Here is a 25,107-nt window from a genome sequence, read left to right on the forward strand (position 1 = left end):
CGCTTGCCAAACACCTATCGTCGCGAGCCGGCATCGGTCAGCTCGATCGACCGGAGTTGCCAGGCGCGCCGGAACCAGCGACTTTTCTATCTCAACGATATCATCGTCGCAGTGGTGTCAGCAAATCTTCGCTCATGGCCTCCTCTCGCCAGGCGCTCGTGACTTGCCTCGCACGCTGCTCTCGCGGGCTCGCGTCTTCCAAGCCAAACTGACCGCTCGATTTTGGCTCACTGCGGCGCTTGAAGGCCGCTGGAGAGCGCGGCTTCCGCGCTATGGAACAATCGAGCTGTTCAGCCCTTTCGGTGCTATGAAAAGACTTCTGTTTGGCTCAATGATCTTTTTCGGCTCGCTTGGCTTTTCCCACGCCCAGGAATTGTCGCCCGATTCAATCAACAACTCGGATGTCTTGTCAGGGCTCGACGGGCAGGTTGCGCAGGACCCGCCTGTACCGAAGGCCGCAATAGTCCATCTTCAGGTCCTGCTTGACCGGGCAGGCGCATCGCCGGGTGTGATCGATGGCTTCGATGGCGCCAATGTCAGCAAGGCGATTGCCGGTTTCGAAGCAATGCAGCATCTGCCGGTGGACGGCAAGCTCGACGCCCTGGTGGTAGAGCGGCTCGGCGACGACAAGCATGTGATCGGCCCGTATATCATCGCGCCCGATGACGCCGACGACCTCGTTAGTGAAGTGCCGAAAGACTATGCCGAACAAGCCAAGATGGATCACCTCGGCTATACAAGCATCCCAGAAAAGCTTTCCGAGCGCTTTCACATGGATATCGACCTTCTCCATGCCCTCAACCCGTCCGCAAAATTTTCGCCCGGCGAGACGATCTCCGTAGCCGTTGTCGGAGCACCCAGAACCGGCCGGGTGAAGCGGATCGAAGCGCGTCGCGCGGACGGACAGCTCGTCGCCTTTGCCGATGATGGAGATGTTCTGGCAATCTATCCGGCGACAATTGGCAGCGAAGACAACCCGTCCCCTTCCGGAAAGCACAAGGTCAACGGTGTTGCCCGCAACCCAACCTACGAATACAATCCGCGTGTCAATTTCCAGCAAGGCAAGAACAGGACGAAGCTTACCTTGCCAAGCGGACCCAACAATCCGGTTGGGTCTGTCTGGATCGACCTCTCGGAGCCGACCTATGGCATCCACGGAACGCCTGAACCATCCCTCATCGATAAGACCGGCTCGCATGGCTGTGTAAGATTGACCAACTGGGACGTCGAGGAACTGGCAAGCATGGTAAAACCTGGCGTCGTGGTGGTCTTTACCGAATGATGCTGGCCGCCCGGCCGGGCCGTCGCTATCGACTTCTAACCGATTGGGAGAAAATTGCCTTTTCACCAGATCGATTGTTGAAGAGGGGCTGTCGATCCGGTCTCGATCGACACCTCCCGCCGAACGCAGATCACCTCTTTTCTGGAGATCAACAATCCCAAGGCCACAAGGGAAAGCTAGCCGCGACTGGCTGTCATTCGCGATCACCGCCAGCGATTGCGGCTGCAACATCGCTCGCGACGGCCTGAGCCTGAATGCGAATATCCGGAACCGCCGTGATTTCCCAGAACTGGCCTGCCGTCAGCGCTCCGACTGCATAGAGCCCTGCGGCGCTTGCGGCATCTGCCTGCACTCTCGATTGCCGATCGACGACGATGCCGAGCCCCTGTGCGTCTGCCTTGATCAGAGCCTGGCGCTTCATTTCCGCAAGCAATGGTGAATGCGCGATACCCGCCCTTTCGACGCCAGTGCAATTGACCAGCCAGTCGGCATTCACCTGCCTGCTTTGCAGCGTCCCCTTGGATCTATAAGTGATGGTAAGGGCGCCCCCTGTCTGCTCCACGCCTGAGAGGAAGCCGGCATGCACAGCGACGCGGCCACTCTCCATCAACTCGCGAAAGCGTGCATGGACATCTGGGGCCACCCGATGGCGATGAATGTTCCACCATGGCAGCGCGTGTCGAAGAAAGCGGACGCGCTCGGCGGCCGGAAGCCGTGCCCAGAGCGCCTGCGTCTGCGGGCGCAGACGGTCCATGACTGAGCGCCAGTCACCTGCAGCCCGGCTTTCCTCGCGCAGTCGACGAAGCAGCTCACTCAACTTGACGGGCAGGGTCTGCGGATCAAAATCGGCCGGGGGCGCCGGAGCGACGACGTGCCCATGGGGGACAAGGCCGCGCCGGGAAAGGACATCGATTTTTCCGCGGAAACCGCGTGCGCGCAGCGCCAGAACCTGATCGATCATCGTCAGGCCGGAGCCAAGAATACAGACGTTGTCGTCGCGCCCGACGCGTCTCAGCCACGACAGGCGCCACGGGTTTTCGACGATACGCTTCCTTGCCGACGCGGCCAATCCGGATACATCGAAGGGCAGCGGCGCATTGCCGACGCCGAGGCACAGCACGACGTTCCGCCCGGCGATCTCCCCACCATTGTCGAGAAGGAAGCCAAGTGTGGCGTTATAGCGCTCGACGCAGCCCGTTGCCTTGGCGCGGATGAAGTCCACCTTGCATCGCGGCCGCCTGTTGCGCAGCAGCGCCGCAAGGCTGTCGCGAACGTAGAGGCCGTAATCCTGGCGGGAAGCAAAATCGCCGTCTCTCAGCGGCCGCTTGCGCTCGGCAAGCCATTCGACGAATGCATTCGGCCTGTCTGGAAAGAGGCTCATCCGGCCGGCCGGGACGTTCAGCCGGTGGAGATATAGCTCCGAGCGATAGGCGGTTCCGCGGCCAAAGCCCGGGTCATCGCCGATCACGGCCACGGCAGCCGATGCCGGAAGAATCTCGATCAGATTGCAGAGCGTCGCGATCGCCGAGAAGCCGGAGCCAACCAAAACCGTATCATAAATCATTCGTTTCCCTCGTAAGCGCACGGCAAACGCGCCCGGGCGGGATCGTGTTCCCGCGACGTCATGGGCGCGTCAAGCGTAGCGGCTCCTGGGCCGGGGAAGCCCGAGATGGTCGCGCAGCGTTGCTCCCTCATACTTGCTGCGGAAGAGCCCCCGCCGCTGAAGCTCAGGAACCAGCCGCTCGACGACATCGTCGAGGCCCTGCGGCAGGTAGGGAAACACAACGTTGAAACCATCCGATCCTCCTTCATGAAGCCACTCGGCCATCTGGTCGGCGATCCGCTGCGGCGTGCCGACGAAGGCGAGCCCCGAATACCCGCCGTATCGCTGCGCCAGCTGCCGCACGGTCAGGCTCTCCTGAACAGCGAGCTTCAGCACCTGCTCGCGGCCGGTCTTGCTGGCATTGGTCTCGGGGACCTCGGGAAGCGGCAGGTCAGGATCGAATTTCGAGGCGTCATGACCGAGCGCGATTGATAATGAGGCGATGGCACTGTCGTAATGCACGAGGCCATCGAGATGCGCGCGCTTTGCCCTCGCCTCTTCAAGCGTATCCCCGATCACCACGAATGCCGCAGGCAGGATCTTCAGATGATCAGGATTGCGCCCCACTTTCCCCATCCGCCCCTTGATATCGGCGTAGAGCGCCTGTCCGGAGGGCAAGTCGCGCGGCGAGCAAAAGACGACCTCAGCCGTTTCAGCGGCAAGCTGCCGGCCCGGGTCGGATTGACCGGCCTGAACGATGACGGGCCATCCTTGTGGAGGGCGGGCGATATTAAGCGGACCCCGTACGGACAGTTCAGTGCCTTTATGGTTGAGGGCATGCAACTTCGCCGGGTCGAAGAAGGCGCCGCTTTCGATATCGCGGATAAAGGCGTCGTCGTCGAAGCTATCCCACAAACCGGTGACGACGTCATAGAATTCGCGCGCACGTTCGTGGCGTTCGCCATGAGCGACATGCGCATCAAGGCCGAAATTCAGTGCAGCATCGGGATTGGAAGTCGTGACGATGTTCCACCCGGCGCGTCCGCCGCTAATGTGATCGAGAGATGCGAAGCGCCGCGCCACATGATAGGGCTCGTCGAACGTGGTCGATGCCGTGGCGACGAGACCGATGCGGCTCGTCAGCGCCGCAATAGCGGAAAGCAGCGTGAACGGCTCGAACGACGTGACCGTGTGGCTGCGCTTCAAAGCCTCCTCGGGCATGTTGAGCACGGCAAGATGATCGGCCATGAAGAAGGCGTCGAACTTCGCCGCTTCCAGTTTCTTCGCAAACGCGACGATATGGGCAAAGTTGAAATTCGCGTCCGGATAAGACCCCGGATACCGCCAGGCTCCGGTATGGAGGCTGACGGGGCGCATGAAGGCGCCCAGATGAAGTTGCCGTTCGGTCAATTGCGTTCACCTTCTCGGCTCCCGGTGCCGATACTTGTCGGCGGCGTGGGAACTCGGTTGTCGCTTGGGTTCGGCCCAATATTCTCTACGGCGCGGGGGCGCTAAAGGAATATATTTTCGTTCTGCAACTCGGCTGCGAAAAGAAGCCGTGTTTGCGCACGAGCATCAGGTGCCACGTACAGGTCCGCACACGTTAGCATGTGGTGGCGGATGTCGGCACTATGGTATCCGCGCCCAGTCTCACGAGACTCTTTCCACTGAGGAAATCGCCTGCTCTTCAACCTGGCTTTACGAGTTAGCACGCACGGAAGCCGCGCCTTCGCTACGGAAAGCCACACGGCGCCGCCGCAGCATGCAGCTCTGCGTTGAATCGACCTTTTTTGTGTGAGCATTCCCGCAAGCGATGGGCTGTTTCCGAAATCACTCGCCCCAGAGGCAGGAAAGCGGGACCGCCGCCAGTCTATCACCAAAGGGTAGGATCTTGTCCCCGTCGTAAAGAACCCATCCTGCCTTGAAGGCGCTTCCGGTGGCAGCCGCAACTTTCCGGAGGCCCTTGAAATCCGGCGCTGTGACCGTCGCCGCAGCCTTTACCTCAAGCCCGATGATATCGCCGCTCTCATCTTCCAGAATAATATCGACCTCGTCCTGATCTTTGTCACGATAATGATGGAAGGTCGGTCGAGCATCGCTCCATGTGGCGAGCCTGAGAATCTCATTGGCAACGAAGGTTTCGAGCAGGGCACCGAAGGCCGAGCGGTCTCTTGCAATACGATCCTGGGTCAATCCCGTTAATGCGGCAAGAAGTCCGCTATCCAGGAAGAACAGCTTCGGCGTCTTCACGAGACGCTTCAGTGGATTGCGGAACCATGGCTCGATCCTGCGCACCAGAAACAGGTTCTCGAAGATGCCGATATAGCGACGCGCGGTTTTATCATCGAGACCGATTTGTCCTGCCAGCTGCGCGAAATTCAAGAGCTGTCCCGAGTGATGTGCGAGTGCGCGAAGTAGCTGAGGCATCTGGTCGAGACGCTCGACATCGGCGATTTCGCTAACGTCGCGCTCGACAATCGCTCGGATATATTCTCTTGCCCAAGCAGAACGACGGCGAGGATCGGGGCGTGCGATCATCTCCGGATATCCGCCAGTGAGGACGTGTTCGATCAGGTCAGACCCGACAATAACGCTCCCAGGCGCCGTAAGCTCTCCGGCAAATGCCTTGTCGAGGAAATTGCCCTTCCCTCTCAGGACTTCTGCCCGGCCCAGGGGCAGCAGGGTCACAACCTCCATCCTGCCGGCAAGGCTTTCCGAGACGGTCGGAAGCGCAAGGATGTTGGCGGATCCTGTCAAAAGAAATCGGCCGGGACGTCGGTCGTTGTCGACGGCGCTTTTGATCGCGCGCAACAGTTCGGGAGCCCGCTGCACTTCGTCGAGGATTGCAGTATCGATTTGCCTGATAAAGCCGACCGGATCGGTCTTTGCCGATGCGAGCGTCGTGTCGTCATCCAGCGTGAAATACGGCCGGTCTGTCTTGAGGAGAGATCGTACCAGAGTGGTCTTGCCGCATTGTCGGGGTCCATTCACGAGGACGACCGGCGTATCTGTCATGGCTATGGCCACGCGTTGAGACGCACCTCTGGGAAACAGCAGGTCGGCCTTGTTGTTGCTGATCAAATATTGGCCCCTTTGGAACTAACCGTAACTATTCGTCTGATCCGGAAGATAGCTTCGTCCAATCCGGATTTCAAGTTCGGCCAATCCGGAAAGGCACGCCGTCTATATCGGAGCTGCCGTCCAGCCAAAAAATTGAGATGGCAAAGGAGAAAACAAAGTGTACTCGGTCGCAGCTCGATCCTCTTGCCCCCGGCTGTCGCTCAATCGCCGCCTGCGCGATCAGCGCAGGTTGTCCATCGCAGGGCAGATGCCCCCTCGTCCTGGCCTGCAGGGATGCTCGGCAGCAGTCGCGGCAGTCCGGCCGTCCTGCGGTCCGGGAGGTGTCTTCGGAAAAAATGAGGACAGGAAGGGCTGGCAAGGCGCTAGCCGCGGCACGGGATCGCCATAGATATTTGACTCCAGCTAAAAAAGTTCTTACTTTGTTCTATTCATTAGATAGATGAAATAGACATGAACCGGCACACTTCGAACTTCACCTGAGGCCGCACCAATGGATGTGACGGCAGCTTCGACGATTAGAAAGATCATCCATGTCGACATGGATGCGTTTTACGCGTCAGTGGAACAGCGCGATAATCCGGAACTGCGTGGCAAGCCGCTCGCCGTCGGTGGTGCAGCCGCCCGAGGCGTGGTTGCGGCTGCTAGCTATGAAGCACGAAAATTCGGTGTCCACTCGGCGATGCCTTCGGTCACGGCCGCTCGCAAATGCCCTGACCTGATTTTTGTGACGCCCCGCTTCGAGGTCTATCGCGCCGTCTCGCAGCAGATCCGCGAGATCTTTGCCGAATACACGCCGCTGATCGAGCCTCTGTCGCTCGACGAGGCCTATCTCGATGTGACCGAAAACCTCAAGGATATGCCGATCGCGACCGAGATTGCGCTGGAGATCCGCGCAAGGATCAAGGCCGTTACCGGGCTGAATGCTTCAGCCGGAATCTCCTACAACAAGTTTCTCGCCAAAATGGCCTCCGACCTCAACAAGCCGAACGGGCAGGCCGTCATCACGCCGAAGAACGGCCCTGCCTTTGTCGAAGGGCTGGCCGTGAAGAAATTCCACGGCGTCGGGCCGGCGACCGCCGAGAAGATGCACCGCCTCGGAATCCAGACCGGCGCCGACCTCAAGGCGCAGTCGCTGCAGTTCCTGACCGATCATTTCGGGAAAGCTGGTCCATACTTTTACGGCATTGCCCGCGGCATCGATGAGCGCCGCGTCAAGCCGGACAGGATCCGCAAATCGGTCGGCGCCGAGGATACTTTCGCGCAGGACATTCACAGCTATGACCCGGCGCTCGAGGGCGTGCGGCCGCTCATCGCCAAGGTCTGGCGTTACTGCGAGACCAACCCGATAAGGGCAAAAACCGTGACGTTGAAGGTGAAATATGCCGACTTCACGCAGATCACGCGCTCAAGAACAGTCGCGCGGTCCTTCCTGTCTGCCTGCGAAATCGACGAGGTTGTTGCCTCGCTCTTGAAGTCAATCTTTCCGCTGCCGCAAGGCATACGATTGCTGGGGGTGACGCTATCCTCTCTCGAAAGGGCAGATGACCTCCGAACGGATCAGTTGCAGCTAGTTTAGACGACGCGCCCCTCAGAGCAGCGAGCATCCACAATGCTTCTAATGCTGCGTCCACCGCAGCATGTCGACATCGTAGCCGAGCGCTTTGGCCTTTTCGACAAGCATGTTACGGGTCTTTTTTGTCGGGTCGGGTCTCCGAGTCAGAAACCATAAATATCGACCCGAAGGTTCGCCAACTATCGACCAAGAATAATCCGCGGCGCGATCAAGGATCCAGTAATCCCCGTAAAACGGGCCGAAGAACGATACTTTGAGCTTGGCGTTGCCGCTATCCGGGACAGTTTTTGCCCTGCCTTCGGATTCTTTGCGCCTACCGTCTATTCCGCCTTCCCGGCAGGTGTTGAGCACGCGGACCATACCATCTTCACCAAGCGAGTAGTCGGCAGTAACCGCCTCGCAACCGCGCTCAAACTGATTTTCGTAGCGCGCCATCTCGAACCAATGGCCTAGGTATTGCTCGATCTCGACAGGCTTGGCTGGCTGAGGTACGGACGAGTTGCCAGAAGGCCCAGCCGGGCTGCACGCAGCCAACACGGCGCCCGCCATTGATATGATTGCGATATTGATTTTCATGCCGTCAGAATACATTAGGTGACCGATAGTTCCAGTTGCTCGTTCGCGATGGCGCGTGCGACCGTGCCCGGCTAGCCGTGGGATCCGTGCGACCGGAGCCGATCAGTTATCAGTGCCGCCATTCGTTGGAGTTTCGCAAGGGTCACGCAGACACCGTGCCGGTGAAGAAGAAAAACGCGGTCGTGGCTCCCGCAGCCGCGCCCCCGTCGGGTCGGAGCGGACAGATCGTTCGGTTGCTTTGTCTGCGCAACATCCGCTCCGTTGCGAGAATGGGTCATGCAGTAAGGTTGTCTGGCAAATTGCACGACCTTTCCGTCAGGACGCTGGGCACAGGGCTGACGAGGATCGAGGCGGTTCGAGAACCCGCAAACACATAGAGGTCGAATAGTACCTTAGAAGAAGCGCCTTCCGAGCCCGAGATTGTGTGAAAGAAGAAGTCAAGCGCCCGCCCAGATGACTCGCCACTCGACCACCGCCTCCACAGCGTCCGGGACGGGCCGACCGATGTTGATCCATGTGACGGACGACATCAAGTTCGGGGAGCCGGCGACCTTTTACTGATACCAGACGGCACCCACGTTCGGCGCGATCGAAGGGGCCTCTCTAAGCCGCATTTCATCTTCCGAGTGTTCGGCCAGGGTGATGGCGCCGATTTTGATTTGACCTTTTTCCAACCTCTCGGATGGACAAGCCAAAGTACGTTAGCGTACTATCGGTTATCGGCACCCCAAATGACGGGGCTCGTTGCCGCTGTGAGATTGGCACCTTGCGCCCCGAGACAAGGAGGACGCAACGATGGAGCTGAACTCTGTCAATGTTGATTTCAAAGACGATCAGTGGTGGGTACGCGTTGTCGAGAACGGTACTGTGACCGAAAAAGAGTTCGTGCTTGAAAGCCACGCCCGCAGCTGGGCAAGCGGCCAGAAAGCTCGGCTGAGCCAATCTGGCAATCGTACCGAGGCAGCAGAGTAACGACCTGCCGAGCCCTTCACCGCTGCAATCAACACCCGCCTAGTCGGATCTATAGTAACCGCGCTGCGGTCGGAACTATCAGAAATCTACCCGAACCGCCGTACCCACACTTTCACGACTTGGCTCCAGTCGGGATGACCGGTGGCCTTGCTCATCCTTTGTCGCGACCTAACTCACAACCATGGGTATGGAAAGAGTCCGCACTGGCGCCCAACCGTCGCCGCCGAGAGAAACTCCCGTTGTTACCGAAGGGGGCTGGGCCGAGGTCCAACGGTTGCTAGACGGCCGGACGCGGCACATACGCCTCGAAGGAGAACTGGCCCAGCTTTTCCGTGAACGTTCGGCCAGGCAGGCAGCGAAGATCATCCGTGCATGGATGGTGTGGGTTGTTCTGCTGGATGTCGTCACTCTCACGCTAAATCTGCTCCTCCTTCCGTCGCAAACAGCTACAGCAATGTTCTTGCCGGCATCACTGCTTCTTCCCGCCGCAATATCGACGGCCATTTTTTTCTCGAAGCCGCGTGGGCCACGGCAACAATTCTCAGTATTGCTCGGTGGCATCCTGGTCATCTTGCTGTCAGTCGCCCTGGTTGGGGTAGCTTCCGGGGGCGAATTCTATGAGCGGCATCTAACGATCATGTTGTTCGTGGCTGTGACTGCGATAGTGATATTCCCGGTGCCGCTCACCCTTGCAACTATGGTGGGCGTGGGAGCGATCTTTATCTACCTGATATTCCAGCTCCGAAATCCGATGATAGGACCGGGGAGCGCGATCGCGGGCTCGCTGTTTTTTGCGGCTGGCATAATGGCAACCCTGGTAGCGCGCCGGACCGCAATCATCCTGGCGCAGAAAACTTTTCTTCTGGAGCTACGCGATCGCAAACGCCTTGCAGACCTGAAAGATGCTAACGGCCGTCTGGAACGACTGGCCCGCACCGATCCCCTGACAGGTGTTGCAAACAGAAGATCAATGATGGCAACGCTTGAAGCTCATTGGAAGAATGGACCTGGCGGCCTGGAAGCTGCGATGTTGATGTGTGATGTCGACGACTTCAAGCGCCTCAATGATAGTCTCGGCCATGCCGAAGGTGATCGCTGCCTCGTCAAGGTGGCCGGTATCATCGAGAGCAGCTTGAGGAACGACAACGACCAGGTCGCGCGCTTTGGTGGGGAGGAGTTCCTGATTTTTCTTCCTAGTTGCGATGCAACGACGGCCCTCAGCCTGGCCGAGACGATCCGACAGCGCGTCGAGGCTGCCTCATTTCCCAACCCCGCATCGAGGGCGGCGCCAGTAGTAACGCTCAGCATCGGCGTCGCTACCCTCCCCCCGGACCGTGCGCCAAAGAGCGTGGACGACCTTCAGCGGGAAGCCGATGCAGCACTTTATGCGGCAAAGAGAGAGGGCCGCAATCGGACCAGGGTATGCACTCACGGCAGTTCAGCCAATCAAACGTAAACCTGAGTCCAAACGCTGGCCTTGAAGGATATTGACCGGCGGCCCGCAACCAATCGATACGAAAATTGAAAACTTGGCCTCCTGGTTTGTCAGGGGCTAACTGCAACCTGAGAAAAACAGCGGCTTATGAACAGTTTGCCCATCGTCAGCCGCTAGCGCTATCCCATATAGAGTCACTCAGGGTTCGAGAGAATGAAGTCGCGCGATGACCAAAGATGCTGAATCGACGATCTCAAGTTTCGTGGCAAGCCGACCTGCTGGCACAACCTGTCCGAGCGAAGTGGCGCGTAGTCTTGCGCGTGATCACAACGCCCCGCTGGACTGGCGCAAATTCATGCCGGTCGTCCATGAAGCGGTAGATGTGTTGCTGGCGCGCGGCGAAATTACCCTGACCTGGAAATCTGTCGTAATGAGCGAGCGAGCCGGCCCCTACCGAATAAGCGGTCCCAGCTGAAAGGCTCACTATAATACACTCAGGATTAGGCAACCGTCATCACCGAGGCGATAGCGGTCGGGGCCCTTTTCCGGGAAGCGCAGAAACAGCTGGTTTACGAGCACCGCGCGCTCCCGCTTGAAAATGCGTAGCGAACTTCGCACTAAGGTATAGCTTCACCGAAACGCCGGGAAGAGCAAGAGGAACCATTGGCGATCTGAGGTCATCCCTCTACATCACCGAAGTTCCTTTGCATGAAGATCGCCGCATAGGACGTGAAGGGCTTCGACGGCGTCGGCGCCGTCCGTTCATTCATGCACTCTGCAAACGGCGCTCTCCAACCTTCCCGAATATCTTCAAATCTTTGCTTGCTCGGCGGAGCTGAAACGCAGTGCTCGGTCCTTTGCCGGAACGATCGCATCCCTCTCCTCTGCGAGCGCATCGCTGGCGGATTTGCTGGGCGCGTAGCCAGAGCCAGCCATGACGAAAAATGTTGCCCGTTCCGCCACCAACGAGTTTTACGATCCGGCCGCTGCCCTGGGCCAGCATCATAGGGCCGGCCGTGCGGCAGGTGTTGAACGTGCCACGCAGAATGATCTCGAAAACGGGATCGCAGTTCCAACTAGGACTAAAGCCCGGAAACGAGCCGTGGTTGTTGATGAGGACGTCGATCAGGCCCAATTCGCTCGCGACGCGAACAAAGGCGGTAAGGTCATCAGGTTGGTCGCAAGGGCGATCGCTCCTTTGCCCGCTTCCTCAATGAGAGGCTGTTTCCTTAACTGGGTGGCCTCCGCGCAACACGACAACTTTTGCCCCTTCCCTACCCTGCTGTGGAGCGAACTCTTAGACCTACCCTCAACCGCCGCCAGTTACGATGGCGACCATGTTTGAAAGGAACGCCATGGTTACTATGGTGTTTTGCAAATCGATCTGGATACACAAAATATGCGTGGTTCGGCGGTTGATGGCAATGACGGAGGCTCGACTTCGATCGGTCACGGCTAATTCCAAAGCATCGTACCAGTAACCGCTGGACGAGGTACTGGCGCTGGGACGCCCAGTCGACCTAAAAGTCCCCTCAGATCCTAAGCAACAGGGGGCTTCAGCTTCCGACGCTGATTGACAGTTCCAAACCGGCATGCGGTATTCATGCGCCGACCGGTTGTGGGAGCGTTATATCGCCATAGTCCGGTTATACGTCGACAGAACTCCCAATGTTGTTTACTTGCGACACGATCAAAAAATCTTGGCAGCAGTTTACTGCCGTAGCAGGCCGGCTTCCGTGGCCGCGTTCTTGAACGCTTCCGCTGCCACCGACGGGTCCACACGACCGTTCACAGCGCCGATACAGGCCCGCCGGGCGGCCGCAAAAGCTTTGCCGCCGCGGCTGGGCCAACAGGTCATCAGGCACGCAAGCGCTTCTCGGCTGTTGCTCACGCTCTTAAAATGATCACCGCCGTCGATCGCCACCTCGATTGTTGATTGCCATAGTTCGATCGACATTTCTTTCCCTGCCTCTGTTTTCCATTTTGTCTTGAACGCGCCTTCGACGCGTGCTGTTCCGCGATCGGACTTAAGTCCAAGTTATCCCCATGGTGGAGTTGGAACCATTTTAGAAATGAGCAGCAGGCTTCGTGCTGACCTGGAAGGACGGTTGTTTTCACGGGCGCTGCGACAGCTCGCTGTCGCTTCCTGGCGCAGGCTTCGATTTGTTATCCGCTGGGCCATTGCGCGGTATCAGGTTCAGGGCCCGTCCCGGCGTTCCTGTCGCTGTCCAACGGTACTTCAGCCTATCGGACTAAGGTCCGATGCTGGAACCAATGCAATGTCAGGGTTGGATAGATTCAATATGACGATCTAAACTAGAGAGGGAACCATGAAGAAAATCGTTCTCGCAGCCGCATTCGTCTCCGTCTCGTCTCTTTCAGCACTGGCTCAGACCGCGCCAGCCGCCAACAGCAACGACGACACGCCGGCAGTTGCTACCCCCGACACCAAAAATCCGACGGCTCCGGTGGAAGGCGCAAACAGCTTTACTGAGGACCAGGCTAAGGATCGGATTGAAAAAGCAGGTTACACGCAGGTGAAAGATCTCAGCAAAGACGACAAAGGCGTTTGGAACGCCAAAGGCATGAAGGACGGCAAAGCCGTTTCGATCGCCCTCGATTATCAGGGCAATATTGTTGCAAAGTGAGTGCGAAACACAAGCGCAAGGAGGTTATCATGAAAACTGTTACCGGACTTTTTGACGACTATACGGACGCCAGCTCCGCTGTGGGTGAACTCGAAGCTGTTGGTGTTCCATCTACTGATATCAGCATCATATCCAACGTGGTGATCGACGGCACGGCTAGTCGAATGCCGCCGAAGGGGCCGGAACTGGCGTCGGGATCGGTGCTGTTGTCGGCGGGGCAGGCGGTTTGCTCACTGGTCTCGGCTTGATAGCGGTTCCGGGTGTTGGCGCGGTTGTCGCCGCCGGTTGGCTTGCTGCGACCGCAGCTGGTGCGGTTGCAGGTGGGGCCGCTGGTGGAATTATCGGCGCACTGACGAGCTCCGGCGTACCAGAACGAGATGCTCATTTCCACGCCGAAGGTGTCCGCCGAGGTGGAACCCTCGTCACCGCCAAGGTGGATGAGGCACTGGTGCCAGAGGCTGAAGCTATTCTGAAGCACTCGAATTGGGTTGATCCGACAGAACGGCGCACCGCCTACGAGAAGCAAGGATGGACCCGTTTCGGCGATACACTCGCGCCCTACAATGCCGAACAAATTGAACAGGAGCGGCTTCGTTATCGCCGGAATGGGATGTGAATTTTGTATGATGGGCGCCCCCGAGGCGCCCTTCATTGTACTACGGTTTGTGGCATAACGTTAGCTTATGGAACAGACAGAAGTCCCGGCAAAACGCGGCTAAGACGCCTCTTTGTAATGCCGGAGCGCATCTCCTGAACATCCACAGGGTTATTGATGAGCAATCGCGTGTGTTCACCGCGTCAGGCCTAGCTCATGGAGAGAGTTCACGCGCCACCGTTGTGGACCGATAGGTGGCCGGCCAGAAGCGGAGGCCCGCTTTCTCTCGACGATTCCGATGCGGCGCCTGGGAAAGCCGGAAGAAATTGCCGCTGCGATAGCCTTTTTCCTGTCCGAAGAGGCATCTTACATCACCGGCCAGGTCCTCTTTGCTGACGGTGGTGGATCGGTCGGACGCACTTCAGTCTGATCCTTTCTGGTGCGAGCCTCACATGGAAGGGCCCCGGCCTTAGGGCGGCGATGGCATCGCGAAAGTCCAGAGAACGAAGTCTTAATCCTGAGCTGCGTCTGCGATAGGGGCTTGGCTAACGGGGCTCGCTTGCTGTTCGGACCCAACAGACACAGCCGCGCCAGGATCCCTCGGTTCCCCTCAGATATTTCTGCGAGGCAATTGCCAAAAAAGGTCCGCCGGAAGTGCACGACAAAGCCGCCATCTTAACAAGATCCTGCCCGATATGGGCTAGATTTTGCAGCAAGACGTGATGGGGGCATCAATGATCAACACTGCCAGCAGACGGATCGAGGCCCTGGTGCTGGCACTGGGGCCTCGCCGATATTCCAAGGTTCCCAGACACGTGGGCCTTAAGACGATAATACGCGCCAGAGAGGCGGAACTGATCGAAGTGCAGGGCGCGTTGGGCCGGAAGTGCCTGTGCCGGCTCACGTCGAAGGGCTTCCGGTACAAAAGAATTATTGAGAAACTGCCGCAGCCTGCCGCTGCCACAGTCAGTCGCACCGCATTTCTGTCGTCGAGACGTTACTGACCTCCGGCACGGACGCGGGTTTAGAATCGACCCCAAGCTGACGTACGCTCTCATTTGTTTTGCATTCATGGGATTGGGTCGGCATCCGACTGCGCTTTGCCCGTTGATGCTTCTCACGCCTGGTAGGGACTCATAACCGGCCCAGAGTGGCGAGAGCCTTAAGGGTTCTCGCAAATCAACGCGTCAGGTTGTTGGCCAAGCCGACTCCCGCAATCACCTCTCCATCACGAAAAAGCAGCGCCAAGGCAGCTCTTTCCGCTAGAGCGGCGGGCGTGCTCCCCAGCCTGAGCCACATTTGCAATTTATGGCATTCAACGAAAAGCTTTGCGAATATGGCTCCGTTAGCACGATCTTTGGGGACAGACATGCCGTCGCTCCCCCTGCATCATGTATCGGTCATCACTGCTGACTTGGCGACATCGCTTCCTTTTTACCGCGACGTGTTCAAGCTCGCCGAGATCCCCCGTCACAACTTTCCCGTAAAGGGAGCTTGGCTCGCCTGCGGCAGTCTGCAAATACACCTCGTCGTGCACCCTGAAGGCACTTTTCGCAGACGACCTTTCGTCGACCGCAATGACTAGCACTTTGCGTTCAGAACGGATGATTTCGATGCGACCCTCGAACGTCTGGAGGCCCTCGGCTTCCGAGAGGACCTCCCGGAAGATCATCCAAACTATCTTCTTGTTTCCCGCATCGGCCTGGCTGGTTTTCCCCAGCTATACCTTCGCGACCCGGATCTGAACGTAATCGAGATCAATAGTGCGCCTTGAGGCGCAACCTGGCACACGGTCGTTGCGATGTATCCGGTCCGAGCCTCGGGCATCCAGGAGTTCCGCGGTAAAACTCACCAAGAAAGGAAAAGCCAATATTCGCGGAGTTCATCAGTTTCCAAGTATGGAAATATCGATCTCGTGTCGAGTTGACAAACCAGCCCGCGTTGTTTTACCAGGCGCCCGTCGCAGGCTTGAGATACCGACGACATGCAATGATGGTGCGCATGAGGAGGCCTTGGAACCAAAGGGCAAAGCTGGTTCCAAAGCCTTTCTTTCACTACTCCGTCCGCCGATCTCATTGCTTTTCCTGCGTCTGAACTGGCTGTCTGAGTCTTCTGGCATCGGCCGAATCCGCAGTCTCCCGGTTCATATGGAACATGATACGGCCCTCTCCGTGCGTCGGCGGGCGGCTGCATTCGAAGCAGATGCCGTGCGCCGGGAAGGCTCAGGGCTTGGAAAGCCCCATACGTTTCGCGCAACGTTCGGCGAGTCCGAACAGCAGAATTGTTTTCTGCCCGCTAATTCGGACAGCTCCCCGGTAGTAAATCACGGTCATCGGCCTCGGCATCGGGACCGCTCACCAACGCCAGGAGTTCATCATGTCCAGACTTGCCAACAAGACCGCTCTAATCACCGGCGGCACCAGCGGCATCGGCCTTGAAACCGCCCGGCAGTTCGTCGCCGAAGGTGCGCGCGTCGCCGTAACCGGCAGCCGCGCTGCCAGCGTGGAGAAGGCCCGCATCGAGCTCGGCGACAGCGTCATCGTCATTCAGTCAGACGCGGGCGACGTCGACGGCCAGAAGAAGGTCGTCAGCCAGATCGAAGAAGCGTTCGGTCACCTCGACATCCTGTTCGTCAATGCGGGCGTCGCGCAGTTCGGACCGGTCGAGAGCTGGTCGGAAGCGGACTTCGACAGGTCGTTCGCGACGAACGTCAAGGGTCCTTACTTCCTTATCCAGGCTCTCCTGCCGATCTTCTCGAAGGGCGCTTCGATCGTACTGAACACGTCGATCAACGCACATATCGGCATGCCGAACTCGAGCGTCTATTCGCTGACCAAGGGCGCGCTGCTGACGCTGGCGAAGACGCTCTCGGGCGAACTGGTAGGTCGTGGCATCCGCGTGAACGCCGTCAGCCCCGGCCCTATCGCTACCCCGCTGTACGGAAAGCTCGGCATGTCCGAGGCGGACATGAAGGCGATGGCCGACGGCGTGCAGAAGCAGATACCGGTCGGTCGCTTCGGCGACGTGTCGGAAGTAGCGAAGACCGTGGTCTTCTTCGCATCCGACGAGGCGGCCTATATCGTCGGCAGCGAGCTCGTCATCGACGGTGGCATGAGCAACCTTTAACCGCCATCCAACCCACAGGAGCAGAACATGCAAATCGATCTCACTGGTAAGACCGCCCTGGTAACGGGGTCCACCGAGGGCATCGGCTACGCGATCGCCCGGCAGCTCGCGAGAGCGGGAGCGGACGTCGTCATCAACGGCAGATCCGACGAAAAAACCGCAAAGGCCGGCGAACGTCTGAAAGACGAAGGTGCCAAGGGCACTGTCACCGCAATCGCAGCCGATCTCGCCACGGCCGAAGGATGTGCAGCGCTCGTTGCGAAACTGCCTCGCGTCGACATCCTGATCAACAATGCCGGGATTTTTCAGCCGAGCGACTTCTTCGACACGTCAGACGAGGTCTGGGACCGGCACTGGCAGGTGAACGTCATGTCGGCGATCCGGCTGTCGCGTGCCTATCTGCCCGGCATGGAAAAGGCGAACTGGGGACGCGTCATCTTTATCGCGTCGGAGTCCGGTTTCAACATCCCGGTTGAGATGATCCACTACGGGGTGAGCAAGATGGCCGATATCGCTGTCGCCCGCGGGCTCGCCAAGCGTATGGCCGGCACGGGAATTACCGTGAATTCGGTCCTTCCGGGTCCTACTCTGTCCGAAGGCGTCGAGGCGATGCTTGCCGACGAACGCGAGAAGAGTGGGAAGTCGATCGAGGAGGTCGCCGCCGATTTCGTAAAGCAGCATCGAAGCAGCTCTCTCATCCAGCGAGCAGCCAGCGTCGACGAGATCGCGAACATCGTCACGTATCTGGCATCGCCGTTGGCCTCGGCCACGACCGGTGCCTCAATGCGGGTGGACGGCGGCCTTATCGACACGCTGTGAAGAGACGGCTTCTCACATCGCCACTTCCATCACGCCGCGAGCCCTCAAAGTGAAAGGCCCCTGCAGGACGCGGGGGTTTTACGCTTTGCAAGGGGATGACCGGCGAAATCGTAGCCAGATCGCGCTCGTCCCTTTGCTTAAGGGAAGAACAACTCGTTCCCGAACGAAATGCGCGACCTACCCTCCGCAATATTGTTCTGGGCCGTTTTCGAACCCGATTTGGCAGAAAGTGTATCAAGGCCGAGTTAGGAGAAATGATCTCCGCGAGCGATTGTCGGCTGCAGCGACAACGCTTCGAAGGAGTAGACATGATCGACGAACCTACCACAATCGCGGGCGTCAGAATGCCCGACAGCGCTATGGCCAAGGCGGCAACGGAGCTTGTCCGGGATACGGAAACGGACCTGCTTTACCACCACTCCAGGCGGGTCTTCCTGTTCGGCGCCCTTATCGGTCGCCGCAAGGGCGTGCCTTACGACCCGGAACTTCTCTACATCGGCGCCATGTTCCACGACATGGGCCTCATGGATTCCCATGCGAGCGACACCGAACGATTCGAGGTCGATGGAGCCAACGCCGCGCGCGATTTCCTGAGCGGCTACGACATCTCCGAGCGAGACGTAGACGACGTGTGGGATTCGATCGCGCTGCATACGACACCGGGGATCCCGCGACACAAGCGGTCGACAGTCGCCCTCGTCACAGCCGGGGTCGAGATGGACGTCCTCGGGATAGGCTTCGATGATTTCACGAAGGAGCAGCGCGAGGAGGTCTGCTCGTGTCATCCCCGCGGTTTGAAGTTCAAGCACGGTATACTGTCTTCGTTCTGCATGGGTACAATCCGCAAGCCGGAGACGACCTTCGGAAACGTGAAAGCCGACGTGCTCTCTAAGATGGATCCGACCTACAAGAGAGTCGACTTCGCCGATCTTATCCTCGGGTCGAAATGGGAAAGCTGAGCGAGGCTGCTGTCGCCATCAGACGGTTCATTTACAGAGTTCGGCAGCAGACGCCACCAAGCCAACGGGCGGCGGCTTCGCGCCATAAGCGGACGAAGCCGGGCACAATACCCGACGCTCGTCTCTATTACTTCACGATGGCGTGGCGTTTTCGCCAAAGGAAAGTCGGACGGGGGACGGCTGTACCAACACCACAAGATCGAGGTCTTCAACGACGTTCCCATCAAGCCGCACTCCGCGACTTGCGATTGCTCTCCTTGCCTCGCTCTTGGACGAGGACAGCCCCGTACGGACCAGGAGATCAACGAGGGAGACGCCAGCGGATCGCTCCTCATCATCAAGCTGGAGTGTAGGCAGTCCCTGCGCGGCTTCACCATGTTCGAAGGTCTGCCTCGCAGTTGCGGCAGCATGCCTCGCTGCATCTGCGCCGTGCGCGAGGCTGGTGGCTTCATTGGCAAGACGTTCCTTGACTGCGTTGAGTTCTGCGCCCTCTACTCGGCCAAGGCTATTGATCTCGTCCATCGGCAGATCGGTGAAGAGCTTGAGGAAGCGTACAACATCGGCATCCTCCGTGTTGCGCCAGAACTGCCAGTAGTCGTAGGACGATAGGCGGTCCTCATTCAACCATACGGCTCCCGCCGCCGTCTTGCCCATCTTGGCCCCTGAAGACGTTGCGACGAGCGGGGCTGTCATCCCGAAGACTTCTTGCCCCTCGGTCCGTCGCACCAGTTCAATACCATTGATGATGTTACCCATTGATCGGCTCCGCCCATTTGTAAGCGGCAGCCTGTGCGGCGGGATAGTACGAGAAAATCGAAAGCCTGGAGGATCATGTAATTGAACTCCAGGAAGCTCAGGTTCTCCTGCTTCTCCAGCCTCGTCCTGACGCTGTCGAAGGAGAGCATCCGGTTTACCGAGAAGTGCCTGCCGACATCTCTCAGCATGTCGATCCAGCGGATGTTGTCCAGCCAATCCGCATTGTTGACCATGACCGCATCCGTTGGGCCGTCACCGAAGACGAGGAGTCGGTCGAAGACCTTTCTGATCCCCGCGATGTTGCTGGCGATCTGCTCGTCCGTCAGCATAGGCCGCACTTCGGATCGAAAGCTCGGATCGCCGATGCGTGTAGTGCCGCCACCAATGAGGACGATGGGCTTGTGGCCCGCCTGCTGAAGTCGACGCAGAGTCATGATCGGAAGAAGATGCCCGACATGCAGGCTCTCGGCCGTCGCGTCGAAACCTACGTAGGCAGGCACAATCCCTTCCTCGAAGGCGAAATCGAGGCCAGCGAGGTCAGTCGCCTGGTTTGCGTAACCGCGTTCGACCAGCGTCCTCAGCACTGGCGAACGTGGTTTGAATTGGTCAGTGGTGGTCTCTGAGTGTGTCACGAGAAGTCTCCTGGTGTTGCCGCCAGGGGTTCTCCAGAATGAACAAAGCCGCCTGACGGCGGCTTGTTTCAAGGCATGATCGAAACGCGCCGCTCCTTATGGAGAGGTCGGATAATTGCGGCGATGAGCACGGTCTTGATCATGGGGCAGCTCATATATGAGTTTCCCTCTCGCCGCAAGGCAGGCTTCATGACCGGTTTGGGCCGACTGCGGTCATTGGTGGCAACTGCTACCTAAGTCTGTTCATTTACTCGGCCGCTTGAAGCTCGCTCGGTATTGACCGGGGGTGACGCCGATTCTCCGGAGAAAGACCTGACGCATGCGATGGGGCGAGCCCAGCCCGCATTCGAAGGCGATTTCCTTGAGCGCCAGGCCGGTACCTTCCAGCAGGTTGCGGGCGGCGTCCAGCCTGGCGTTCTCGACGAATTCGGCAGGCGTCGTTCGCGTCTCCAGTGCAAACAGGCGGGCGAAGCTCCTGCGGCTCATATGCAGGTGATCGGCCAGATCGTTTACCGACAGACGTGACTTCAGGTTCGCCATGACGAAAGTAGAGATCGCCGCTAGCGGAGACTTCGGATCCGATGGAGCGACGACGTATGGGCTGAACTGGGATTGCCCGCCCTGGCGCTGGGCGACCACGACAAGGCGCTTGGCGACTGCAAGCGAGACCTTGCTTCCGTGATCGTCGCTGACGATTGCCAGCGCCAGGTCGATCCCGGCCGTCACTCCGGCCGAGGTAACGAGCTTGCCGTCCCTGACGTAAATGCGATCGCTCTCCACGACAGCGTCCGGGAACCGCTTTGAAAGGGTGTGGGCATTCTGCCAATGGGTTGTCACCCGCTTCCCGGCCAGAAGACCGGCGTGGCCCAGAGCGAACGCCCCAGTGCAGACCGATCCCACTTGCCCCGCGGAGTTCGACAGGCGCCGGATGCATTCCAGCATCGCCGCTTCGGGCTGTTCCTCCGCCAGCCTGGGGCCGCCGGCTACGAGCACGAGATCGTACTCCGCGTCCGTTTCCCCATATGTACGGTGGGCCGCTATTCGCATTCCGTTCGAGGCGTTGAATATGCCGCCAGGGCCGATGATCTGGACGTGATACCTTTCGGCGCCCGGCAAGAAAGCATTAGCCTCCTCGAAGACGTCCATAGGGCCGGACACGTCAATGGCCTGAACGCCAGAAAAAACGATGACCGCTACCGAGCGCATTGAAACCGGCCGCCGTTTCCATTCGAGATCATGCAAACAAGTCCTTTGCTTCCTCGAACATTGCCACCACTTCGTCGGCGATAACGCGTATCAGCCGGTCCTTCTTGTCTCGCCTGCGGGTAAGCAAGAATACATCTCTGTCCGGCGGCAAAGGACCGAGAGAACAGAGGCGAAGCGCGGCATCGCTGCGACCGAGGTAATGCGGTAGCAGCGCGAGCGCTCCTCCCGAACGCGCGGCAACAGACTGGGCGAACTGATCGTTTGCTCGGAATGCCAGACGCGACCGGGGAAAGTGCCGCGTCAGCCACACTGCGGTCGGCATATGTGCTTCTGCCTCGTCGAAGCCGATGAAGACCGGCCTGCCCTCAGCCTCAACTGCGCGGCATGCATCGTCTGTCCCGTAGAACCCGTAGCCGACGGTCACCAAAGCGCGTGCAATAACGTCGCCGCCTTCTGGCTTGCCGAACCGGATGGCGATATCCGCCTCGTGGCGCTCAAGGCTGATGAAGCGATGACTGTTCGTCAGATTGATGTCGAGCGTCGGATACCGCATAGCCAGCTTCGCGAGCTTCAGATTGAGAAAGCCGTTCGCCATCGCCGGAGACGCGTTGATCCGCACGAGCCCGCTTGGCGCGGCGTCGGCCGCGCCTCGGCCCAGAAGCTCTGCGGCATGTTCCATCCCGCCGGCCGCTTCGAGCGCGTGGATTCCGGCAGACGTTAGGGCATACCCTTCTGGCCGCCTTTCAAGAAGTTTTTCGCCGAGGCTGTTTTCAAGGGACTGCAGCCTGCGCGACACCGTAGCATGAGTGACGGAGAGAGACCGAGCAGCGGACGACAGGCTTCCATGCCGCGCGACGGCGATGAATGTGCGTACGTCCTCCCAGTCGAACCCTGTACGTTTTTTATCAGCCATTGTTCAAGAATAGCTAATTTTTCGTCGGATGGAAGGTCCTTACATCCAGTCGGCAAGGACACCTTTCAAGGATACATGACAATGACAAACACAAAGAAAGTCGCGATTGTTACAGGCGCCTCCCAAGGGCTGGGAGAGGGCATCGTCAACGGGTACCGGTCGCGCGGATATGCCGTGATTGCATCTTCGCGTTCGATCAAGCCGTCCTCCGATCCAGATCTCGTCACTGTCGCCGGCGACATCGGCGACCCCGAAACCGGCAAGAAGCTGGTCGCGACCGCTCTGGAGAAGTTCGGCCGCATCGACACGCTGGTGAACAACGCGGGGATCTTTATCGGCAAGGCCTTCACGGACTACACCGAAGAGGACTACCGCCTGAAGCTCAGAACGAACCTCGACGGCTTCTTCTTCACGACACAGCAGGTCATTCCCGTCATGCTCAAGCAGGGCAGCGGTCATGTGGTTCAGATCACGGCATCCACTGCCGAGTTTGCAAGCTCCCGGTCTCCGGCTTTCATCGCCATGCTGACGAAGGGCGGCATGAACGCGGCGACGAAGAGCCTCGCGATCGAATATGCGAAAAGTGGCATCCGGGTGAACGCCGTCGCTCCCGGCGTCATCAAGACGTCAATGCATTCGCCGGCAAACTTCGACGCCCTTGCCGCCTTCCACCCGATGAACAAGCTCGGAGAGGTGGAGGACATCGTGAGAGCCGTCCTCTACCTCGAGGACGCCGCCTTCTCGACAGGCGAGATCGTCCATGTCGACGGCGGCCTTATCGCCGGCCGCTGATCGGAGACACGTCATGCCAATCGTGAACATCCTGGTTACCCGCGAGGGGACCGCTCCAGGCGCTGACCGAACCACGGACGAACAGAAGGAAGCCATCTACAAGGGCGTTGCGGATCTTCTCTTCAAGGTGATGGGCAAGCCTCGCGAAGACACGACCGTGATCATCCACGAGCACGAGATCGAGGACATCGGACAAGGCGGACTGCCGCTACGCGACTACCGTAAGTCGAGGAAGTGAGCATGACTTCCGGCGGGCAGCGCCGCTGCTCGCCATATCCGTACACCCAAAATTCCGCCTCTCCACCAAGGAGCCCAAATCGTTGAACACCACACACGTCGATACCTATTTCCAAGCGCTTGCCAACAGGGACAAGGCTGGCATCGTCCCACACCTCTCCGAGAACATTGTTCTGCTCGGTCCGATCTTCCCCGAGCCGACCGAAGGCAGGGAGGCCGTCGTCGGCGTCCTCTCAGGCTTTCTTGATACGATCGACAGCCTCGACGTCGACTTGAGTTTCGCGTCGGGGCGTGATGTCGCCGTCTTTTTTGCGTTCACCTGCAACGGAATCAAATATCGAAGGAAATGAGCATCTGCACCTCGACGAAAACGGCCTGATCGCCAGAATCAAAGTCGCGTGGCGGCCGCTTCCTTCCGCCGTGCTCGTCCAGGAGATCTTCGCCAAAAGCTCGGCTTCCAGGCGATGCGTCTCGTTCCGGTCTGATCCGGAATAGGACCGCGGTGTGTCGGGCTGGCAGTAGGCAACGGCGGGGATCGATCAGTGCCCGGCGACGCTTTCAAAGGGGGCGGTGAGCAACACGAACACTCAAGCGACGTCAGCGATGCGCACAACGCGGTAGCTGATGGACTGCCATGTTTGAGAGACAGGAGCTACCGTGGGAGTTCTCGATGACGCCTCGCACCGGGTCTGAACTCCGCTGGCGGCGTCAGGTTTGAACGGATGAGGGCACTTCGATCGGGCTCGCGTCCGCCACATGACTCTCTTTGAGTACGGCAGCGGCATCGGAGATCGCGACTACAATTTCCTGGACTCCCCAACCCGCTGCCGTTGCCATCAAGAGAAGACCATCCAACGCCGATCTAACCTGTTCCTGGGCCTGCCTAAAACGCTCGGCTTCGACATCTGTCGTCGGACTAGCGAATACGTTCTCAAGCTTGACTGGGACAGCTTCGACCATCGGGATTCTCCAAGGTTGTCAAACCCCGAAAGCAGGACGATGTTCCCGTTATTTGAAAAAGAGCTTCGGTCAACGTTTCGCGTCGTCAGCAACGTATATCGTCGTGGTGTTTTCGATCCTCGTGCAAGGACTGACTTCGGTTGCCTCGCCAAAAGCTATTCGTCGAGCTTCGTCAAACGACCCCGACCATCGTGAACCATCTTCGCCTTCTCGCGTTTTGCGGGCAGGAGGTGGTTGAAGATGAAGATGGGCTTCGTCGATCGCAACGCGATACTTCTTTCATTGCCGCAGAAGGAGGCAGACGCCCTTCGGGTGTTGGCGGATCCGGTTCCGCTACCAGTTGGGAAGGTTCTCGAAGATCCGCAGCGGCCGATCAAAGACGTCTGGTTCATCGACCAAGGAGTGGCATGCTCGTTCGTGGAGGCACGCTCCGTTGGGCGTGCAGGAATTGGGCTCGTCGGTCCGGAAGGTTTCATCGGGGTTTCCCTTCTCGACGGGCCTGTCCACGCTGCGACTAAGGTAGTCGTACAGGTTCCTGGGGAAGGACGGCGTGTCGACGCAGCCGACTTTCTGCATATGCTTCGACGGTTCCCGACGTTGGAAGCCTCGTGCCGCGATTACTGCCGGAACGCGTTTCTACAGGCAGCAGGAACCGCGCTTGCGAACGCCAGGGGACACATCGAGCACCGAGTCGCCAGATGGCTGCTGATGCTTGATGATCGCCTCGGACAAAGGCATATCGACATCACGCATGAATGCCTCGCGGCGATGCTTGGCGTCAGAAGACCCGGAGTTACCGGGGCCCTGCACGTTCTGGAAGGAACGGGCGTGATCCGCTCCACGCGTGGCCACGTACAAATTCTTGACCGCGAGGGGCTGGAGGCGGCCGCCCGAGGGTTCTACGGCTCCATGGAGAGATTGGAGCCGCCAGAAGAAGCCAAAAGCTTGGTCGAGGTGGGAACCTGGCAGGTGCGACGAGGTTAGGGCCGCAACGGAGGCCCG

The 25,107-nt window shown here is 58.9% G+C and carries 23 protein-coding genes and 3 pseudogenes; 16 read left to right on the plus strand and 10 right to left on the minus strand.

What is annotated here, in order from left to right:
* The first annotated feature begins 331 nt into the window (after window positions 1-331).
* Window positions 332-1,282, plus strand: a complete 951-nt coding sequence (locus tag ABIE40_RS27810; protein ID WP_413709021.1) for a L,D-transpeptidase family protein — start codon at window positions 332-334, stop codon at window positions 1,280-1,282.
* 193 nt (window positions 1,283-1,475) lie between these two features.
* Here ABIE40_RS27810 and ABIE40_RS27815 read toward each other — a convergent pair whose 3' ends face one another.
* The 3 genes from ABIE40_RS27815 to ABIE40_RS27825 form a co-directional block, all read right to left on the minus strand.
* Window positions 1,476-2,846 (minus strand): FAD/NAD(P)-binding protein, encoded by a 1,371-nt coding sequence (locus tag ABIE40_RS27815; protein ID WP_112717526.1) that lies wholly within the window; start codon window positions 2,844-2,846, stop codon window positions 1,476-1,478.
* Window positions 2,847-2,915: 69 nt separating this feature from the next.
* Entirely contained in the window at window positions 2,916-4,235 is a 1,320-nt protein-coding gene (locus ABIE40_RS27820) for an LLM class flavin-dependent oxidoreductase (protein WP_354541194.1), read from the minus strand.
* A 420-nt stretch (window positions 4,236-4,655) separates the two neighbouring features.
* A complete protein-coding gene (locus ABIE40_RS27825) occupies window positions 4,656-5,879 on the minus strand; it encodes an ATP-binding protein (protein WP_413709022.1) in 1,224 nt (407 codons plus the stop codon).
* 517 nt (window positions 5,880-6,396) lie between these two features.
* Between ABIE40_RS27825 and dinB the strand changes: the two genes are divergently transcribed.
* Complete coding sequence (gene dinB / locus ABIE40_RS27830; RefSeq protein ID WP_199628642.1) at window positions 6,397-7,482, plus strand: DNA polymerase IV; 1,086 nt, start codon at window positions 6,397-6,399, stop codon at window positions 7,480-7,482.
* Window positions 7,483-7,521: 39 nt separating this feature from the next.
* Here the strand turns inward: dinB and ABIE40_RS27835 are convergent, their stop codons facing one another.
* Window positions 7,522-8,055 (minus strand): lipocalin family protein, encoded by a 534-nt coding sequence (locus ABIE40_RS27835; protein WP_199628641.1) that lies wholly within the window; start codon window positions 8,053-8,055, stop codon window positions 7,522-7,524.
* A 795-nt stretch (window positions 8,056-8,850) separates the two neighbouring features.
* On the opposite strand from ABIE40_RS27835, the gene ABIE40_RS27840 reads away from it, so the two are divergent.
* From ABIE40_RS27840 to ABIE40_RS27850, 3 genes are all read left to right on the plus strand, one after another.
* The gene (locus ABIE40_RS27840) at window positions 8,851-9,027 is read left to right on the plus strand and encodes a hypothetical protein (protein ID WP_199628640.1); all 177 of its coding nucleotides are present in this window, start codon (window positions 8,851-8,853) and stop codon (window positions 9,025-9,027) included.
* Window positions 9,028-9,214: 187 nt separating this feature from the next.
* Window positions 9,215-10,483 (plus strand): GGDEF domain-containing protein, encoded by a 1,269-nt coding sequence (locus ABIE40_RS27845; RefSeq protein ID WP_413709023.1) that lies wholly within the window; start codon window positions 9,215-9,217, stop codon window positions 10,481-10,483.
* A 205-nt stretch (window positions 10,484-10,688) separates the two neighbouring features.
* Window positions 10,689-10,937: a DUF3253 domain-containing protein gene (locus ABIE40_RS27850; RefSeq protein WP_112717520.1), complete on the plus strand. Its 249-nt coding sequence runs from the start codon at window positions 10,689-10,691 to the stop codon at window positions 10,935-10,937.
* A gap of 291 nt (window positions 10,938-11,228) precedes the next feature.
* Here ABIE40_RS27850 and ABIE40_RS27855 read toward each other — a convergent pair whose 3' ends face one another.
* Window positions 11,229-11,597, minus strand: a complete 369-nt coding sequence (locus ABIE40_RS27855; protein ID WP_112717518.1) for a Rossmann-fold NAD(P)-binding domain-containing protein — start codon at window positions 11,595-11,597, stop codon at window positions 11,229-11,231.
* 576 nt (window positions 11,598-12,173) lie between these two features.
* A complete protein-coding gene (locus ABIE40_RS27860; RefSeq protein WP_112717516.1) occupies window positions 12,174-12,419 on the minus strand; it encodes a DUF982 domain-containing protein in 246 nt (81 codons plus the stop codon).
* A 373-nt stretch (window positions 12,420-12,792) separates the two neighbouring features.
* On the opposite strand from ABIE40_RS27860, the gene ABIE40_RS27865 reads away from it, so the two are divergent.
* The 7 genes and pseudogenes from ABIE40_RS27865 (at window position 12,793) to ABIE40_RS27895 (ending at window position 18,609) form a co-directional block, all read left to right on the plus strand.
* A complete protein-coding gene (locus tag ABIE40_RS27865; protein ID WP_199628639.1) occupies window positions 12,793-13,110 on the plus strand; it encodes a PepSY domain-containing protein in 318 nt (105 codons plus the stop codon).
* Between the two features lie 29 nt (window positions 13,111-13,139).
* Window positions 13,140-13,726: pseudogene (locus tag ABIE40_RS27870) on the plus strand (hypothetical protein).
* Between the two features lie 229 nt (window positions 13,727-13,955).
* Window positions 13,956-14,135, plus strand: coding sequence for an SDR family oxidoreductase (locus ABIE40_RS27875; RefSeq protein ID WP_112717512.1), 180 nt, complete (start codon window positions 13,956-13,958; stop codon window positions 14,133-14,135).
* 1,167 nt (window positions 14,136-15,302) lie between these two features.
* Window positions 15,303-15,479, plus strand: a pseudogene (locus tag ABIE40_RS27880) (VOC family protein); the annotation flags it as partial.
* Window positions 15,480-16,081: 602 nt separating this feature from the next.
* Entirely contained in the window at window positions 16,082-16,831 is a 750-nt protein-coding gene (locus ABIE40_RS27885) for an SDR family oxidoreductase (RefSeq protein ID WP_112717508.1), read from the plus strand.
* A gap of 27 nt (window positions 16,832-16,858) precedes the next feature.
* Window positions 16,859-17,650, plus strand: a complete 792-nt coding sequence (locus tag ABIE40_RS27890) for an SDR family NAD(P)-dependent oxidoreductase (RefSeq protein WP_199628638.1) — start codon at window positions 16,859-16,861, stop codon at window positions 17,648-17,650.
* 308 nt (window positions 17,651-17,958) lie between these two features.
* On the plus strand, window positions 17,959-18,609 hold the full coding sequence (locus ABIE40_RS27895; protein ID WP_112717620.1) for an HD domain-containing protein: 651 nt from the start codon (window positions 17,959-17,961) through the stop codon (window positions 18,607-18,609).
* A gap of 132 nt (window positions 18,610-18,741) precedes the next feature.
* On the opposite strand, the pseudogene tyrS reads toward ABIE40_RS27895, so the two are convergent.
* From tyrS to ABIE40_RS27915, 3 genes and pseudogenes are all read right to left on the minus strand, one after another.
* Window positions 18,742-19,997: pseudogene (gene tyrS / locus ABIE40_RS27905) on the minus strand (tyrosine--tRNA ligase).
* 243 nt (window positions 19,998-20,240) lie between these two features.
* Window positions 20,241-21,239, minus strand: coding sequence for a GlxA family transcriptional regulator (locus ABIE40_RS27910; RefSeq protein WP_354541196.1), 999 nt, complete (start codon window positions 21,237-21,239; stop codon window positions 20,241-20,243).
* Entirely contained in the window at window positions 21,232-22,116 is an 885-nt protein-coding gene (locus ABIE40_RS27915) for a LysR family transcriptional regulator (protein WP_199628637.1), read from the minus strand. The genes ABIE40_RS27910 and ABIE40_RS27915 overlap by 8 nt, the downstream gene beginning before the upstream one ends.
* An 81-nt stretch (window positions 22,117-22,197) precedes the next feature.
* On the opposite strand from ABIE40_RS27915, the gene ABIE40_RS27920 reads away from it, so the two are divergent.
* From ABIE40_RS27920 to ABIE40_RS27930, 3 genes are all read left to right on the plus strand, one after another.
* Window positions 22,198-22,908, plus strand: coding sequence for an SDR family NAD(P)-dependent oxidoreductase (locus ABIE40_RS27920; RefSeq protein WP_199628636.1), 711 nt, complete (start codon window positions 22,198-22,200; stop codon window positions 22,906-22,908).
* A 13-nt stretch (window positions 22,909-22,921) separates the two neighbouring features.
* Window positions 22,922-23,146 (plus strand): tautomerase family protein, encoded by a 225-nt coding sequence (locus ABIE40_RS27925; RefSeq protein WP_112717496.1) that lies wholly within the window; start codon window positions 22,922-22,924, stop codon window positions 23,144-23,146.
* A gap of 82 nt (window positions 23,147-23,228) precedes the next feature.
* Window positions 23,229-23,495 carry a nuclear transport factor 2 family protein gene (locus ABIE40_RS27930; RefSeq protein WP_199628635.1) on the plus strand — a complete coding sequence of 89 codons (267 nt, stop codon included), beginning with the start codon at window positions 23,229-23,231 and terminating at the stop codon, window positions 23,493-23,495.
* A gap of 358 nt (window positions 23,496-23,853) precedes the next feature.
* Here the strand turns inward: ABIE40_RS27930 and ABIE40_RS27935 are convergent, their stop codons facing one another.
* Window positions 23,854-24,105: a hypothetical protein gene (locus tag ABIE40_RS27935; RefSeq protein WP_199628634.1), complete on the minus strand. Its 252-nt coding sequence runs from the start codon at window positions 24,103-24,105 to the stop codon at window positions 23,854-23,856.
* Window positions 24,106-24,345: 240 nt separating this feature from the next.
* Here ABIE40_RS27935 and ABIE40_RS27940 point away from each other — a divergent pair, with 240 nt between their 5' ends.
* Window positions 24,346-25,089 (plus strand): Crp/Fnr family transcriptional regulator, encoded by a 744-nt coding sequence (locus ABIE40_RS27940; protein WP_199628633.1) that lies wholly within the window; start codon window positions 24,346-24,348, stop codon window positions 25,087-25,089.
* Window positions 25,090-25,107 lie beyond the last annotated feature (18 nt).

Source organism: Rhizobium sp. OAE497 (assembly GCF_040546565.1).
Taxonomy (GTDB): Bacteria; Pseudomonadota; Alphaproteobacteria; order Rhizobiales; family Rhizobiaceae; genus Rhizobium.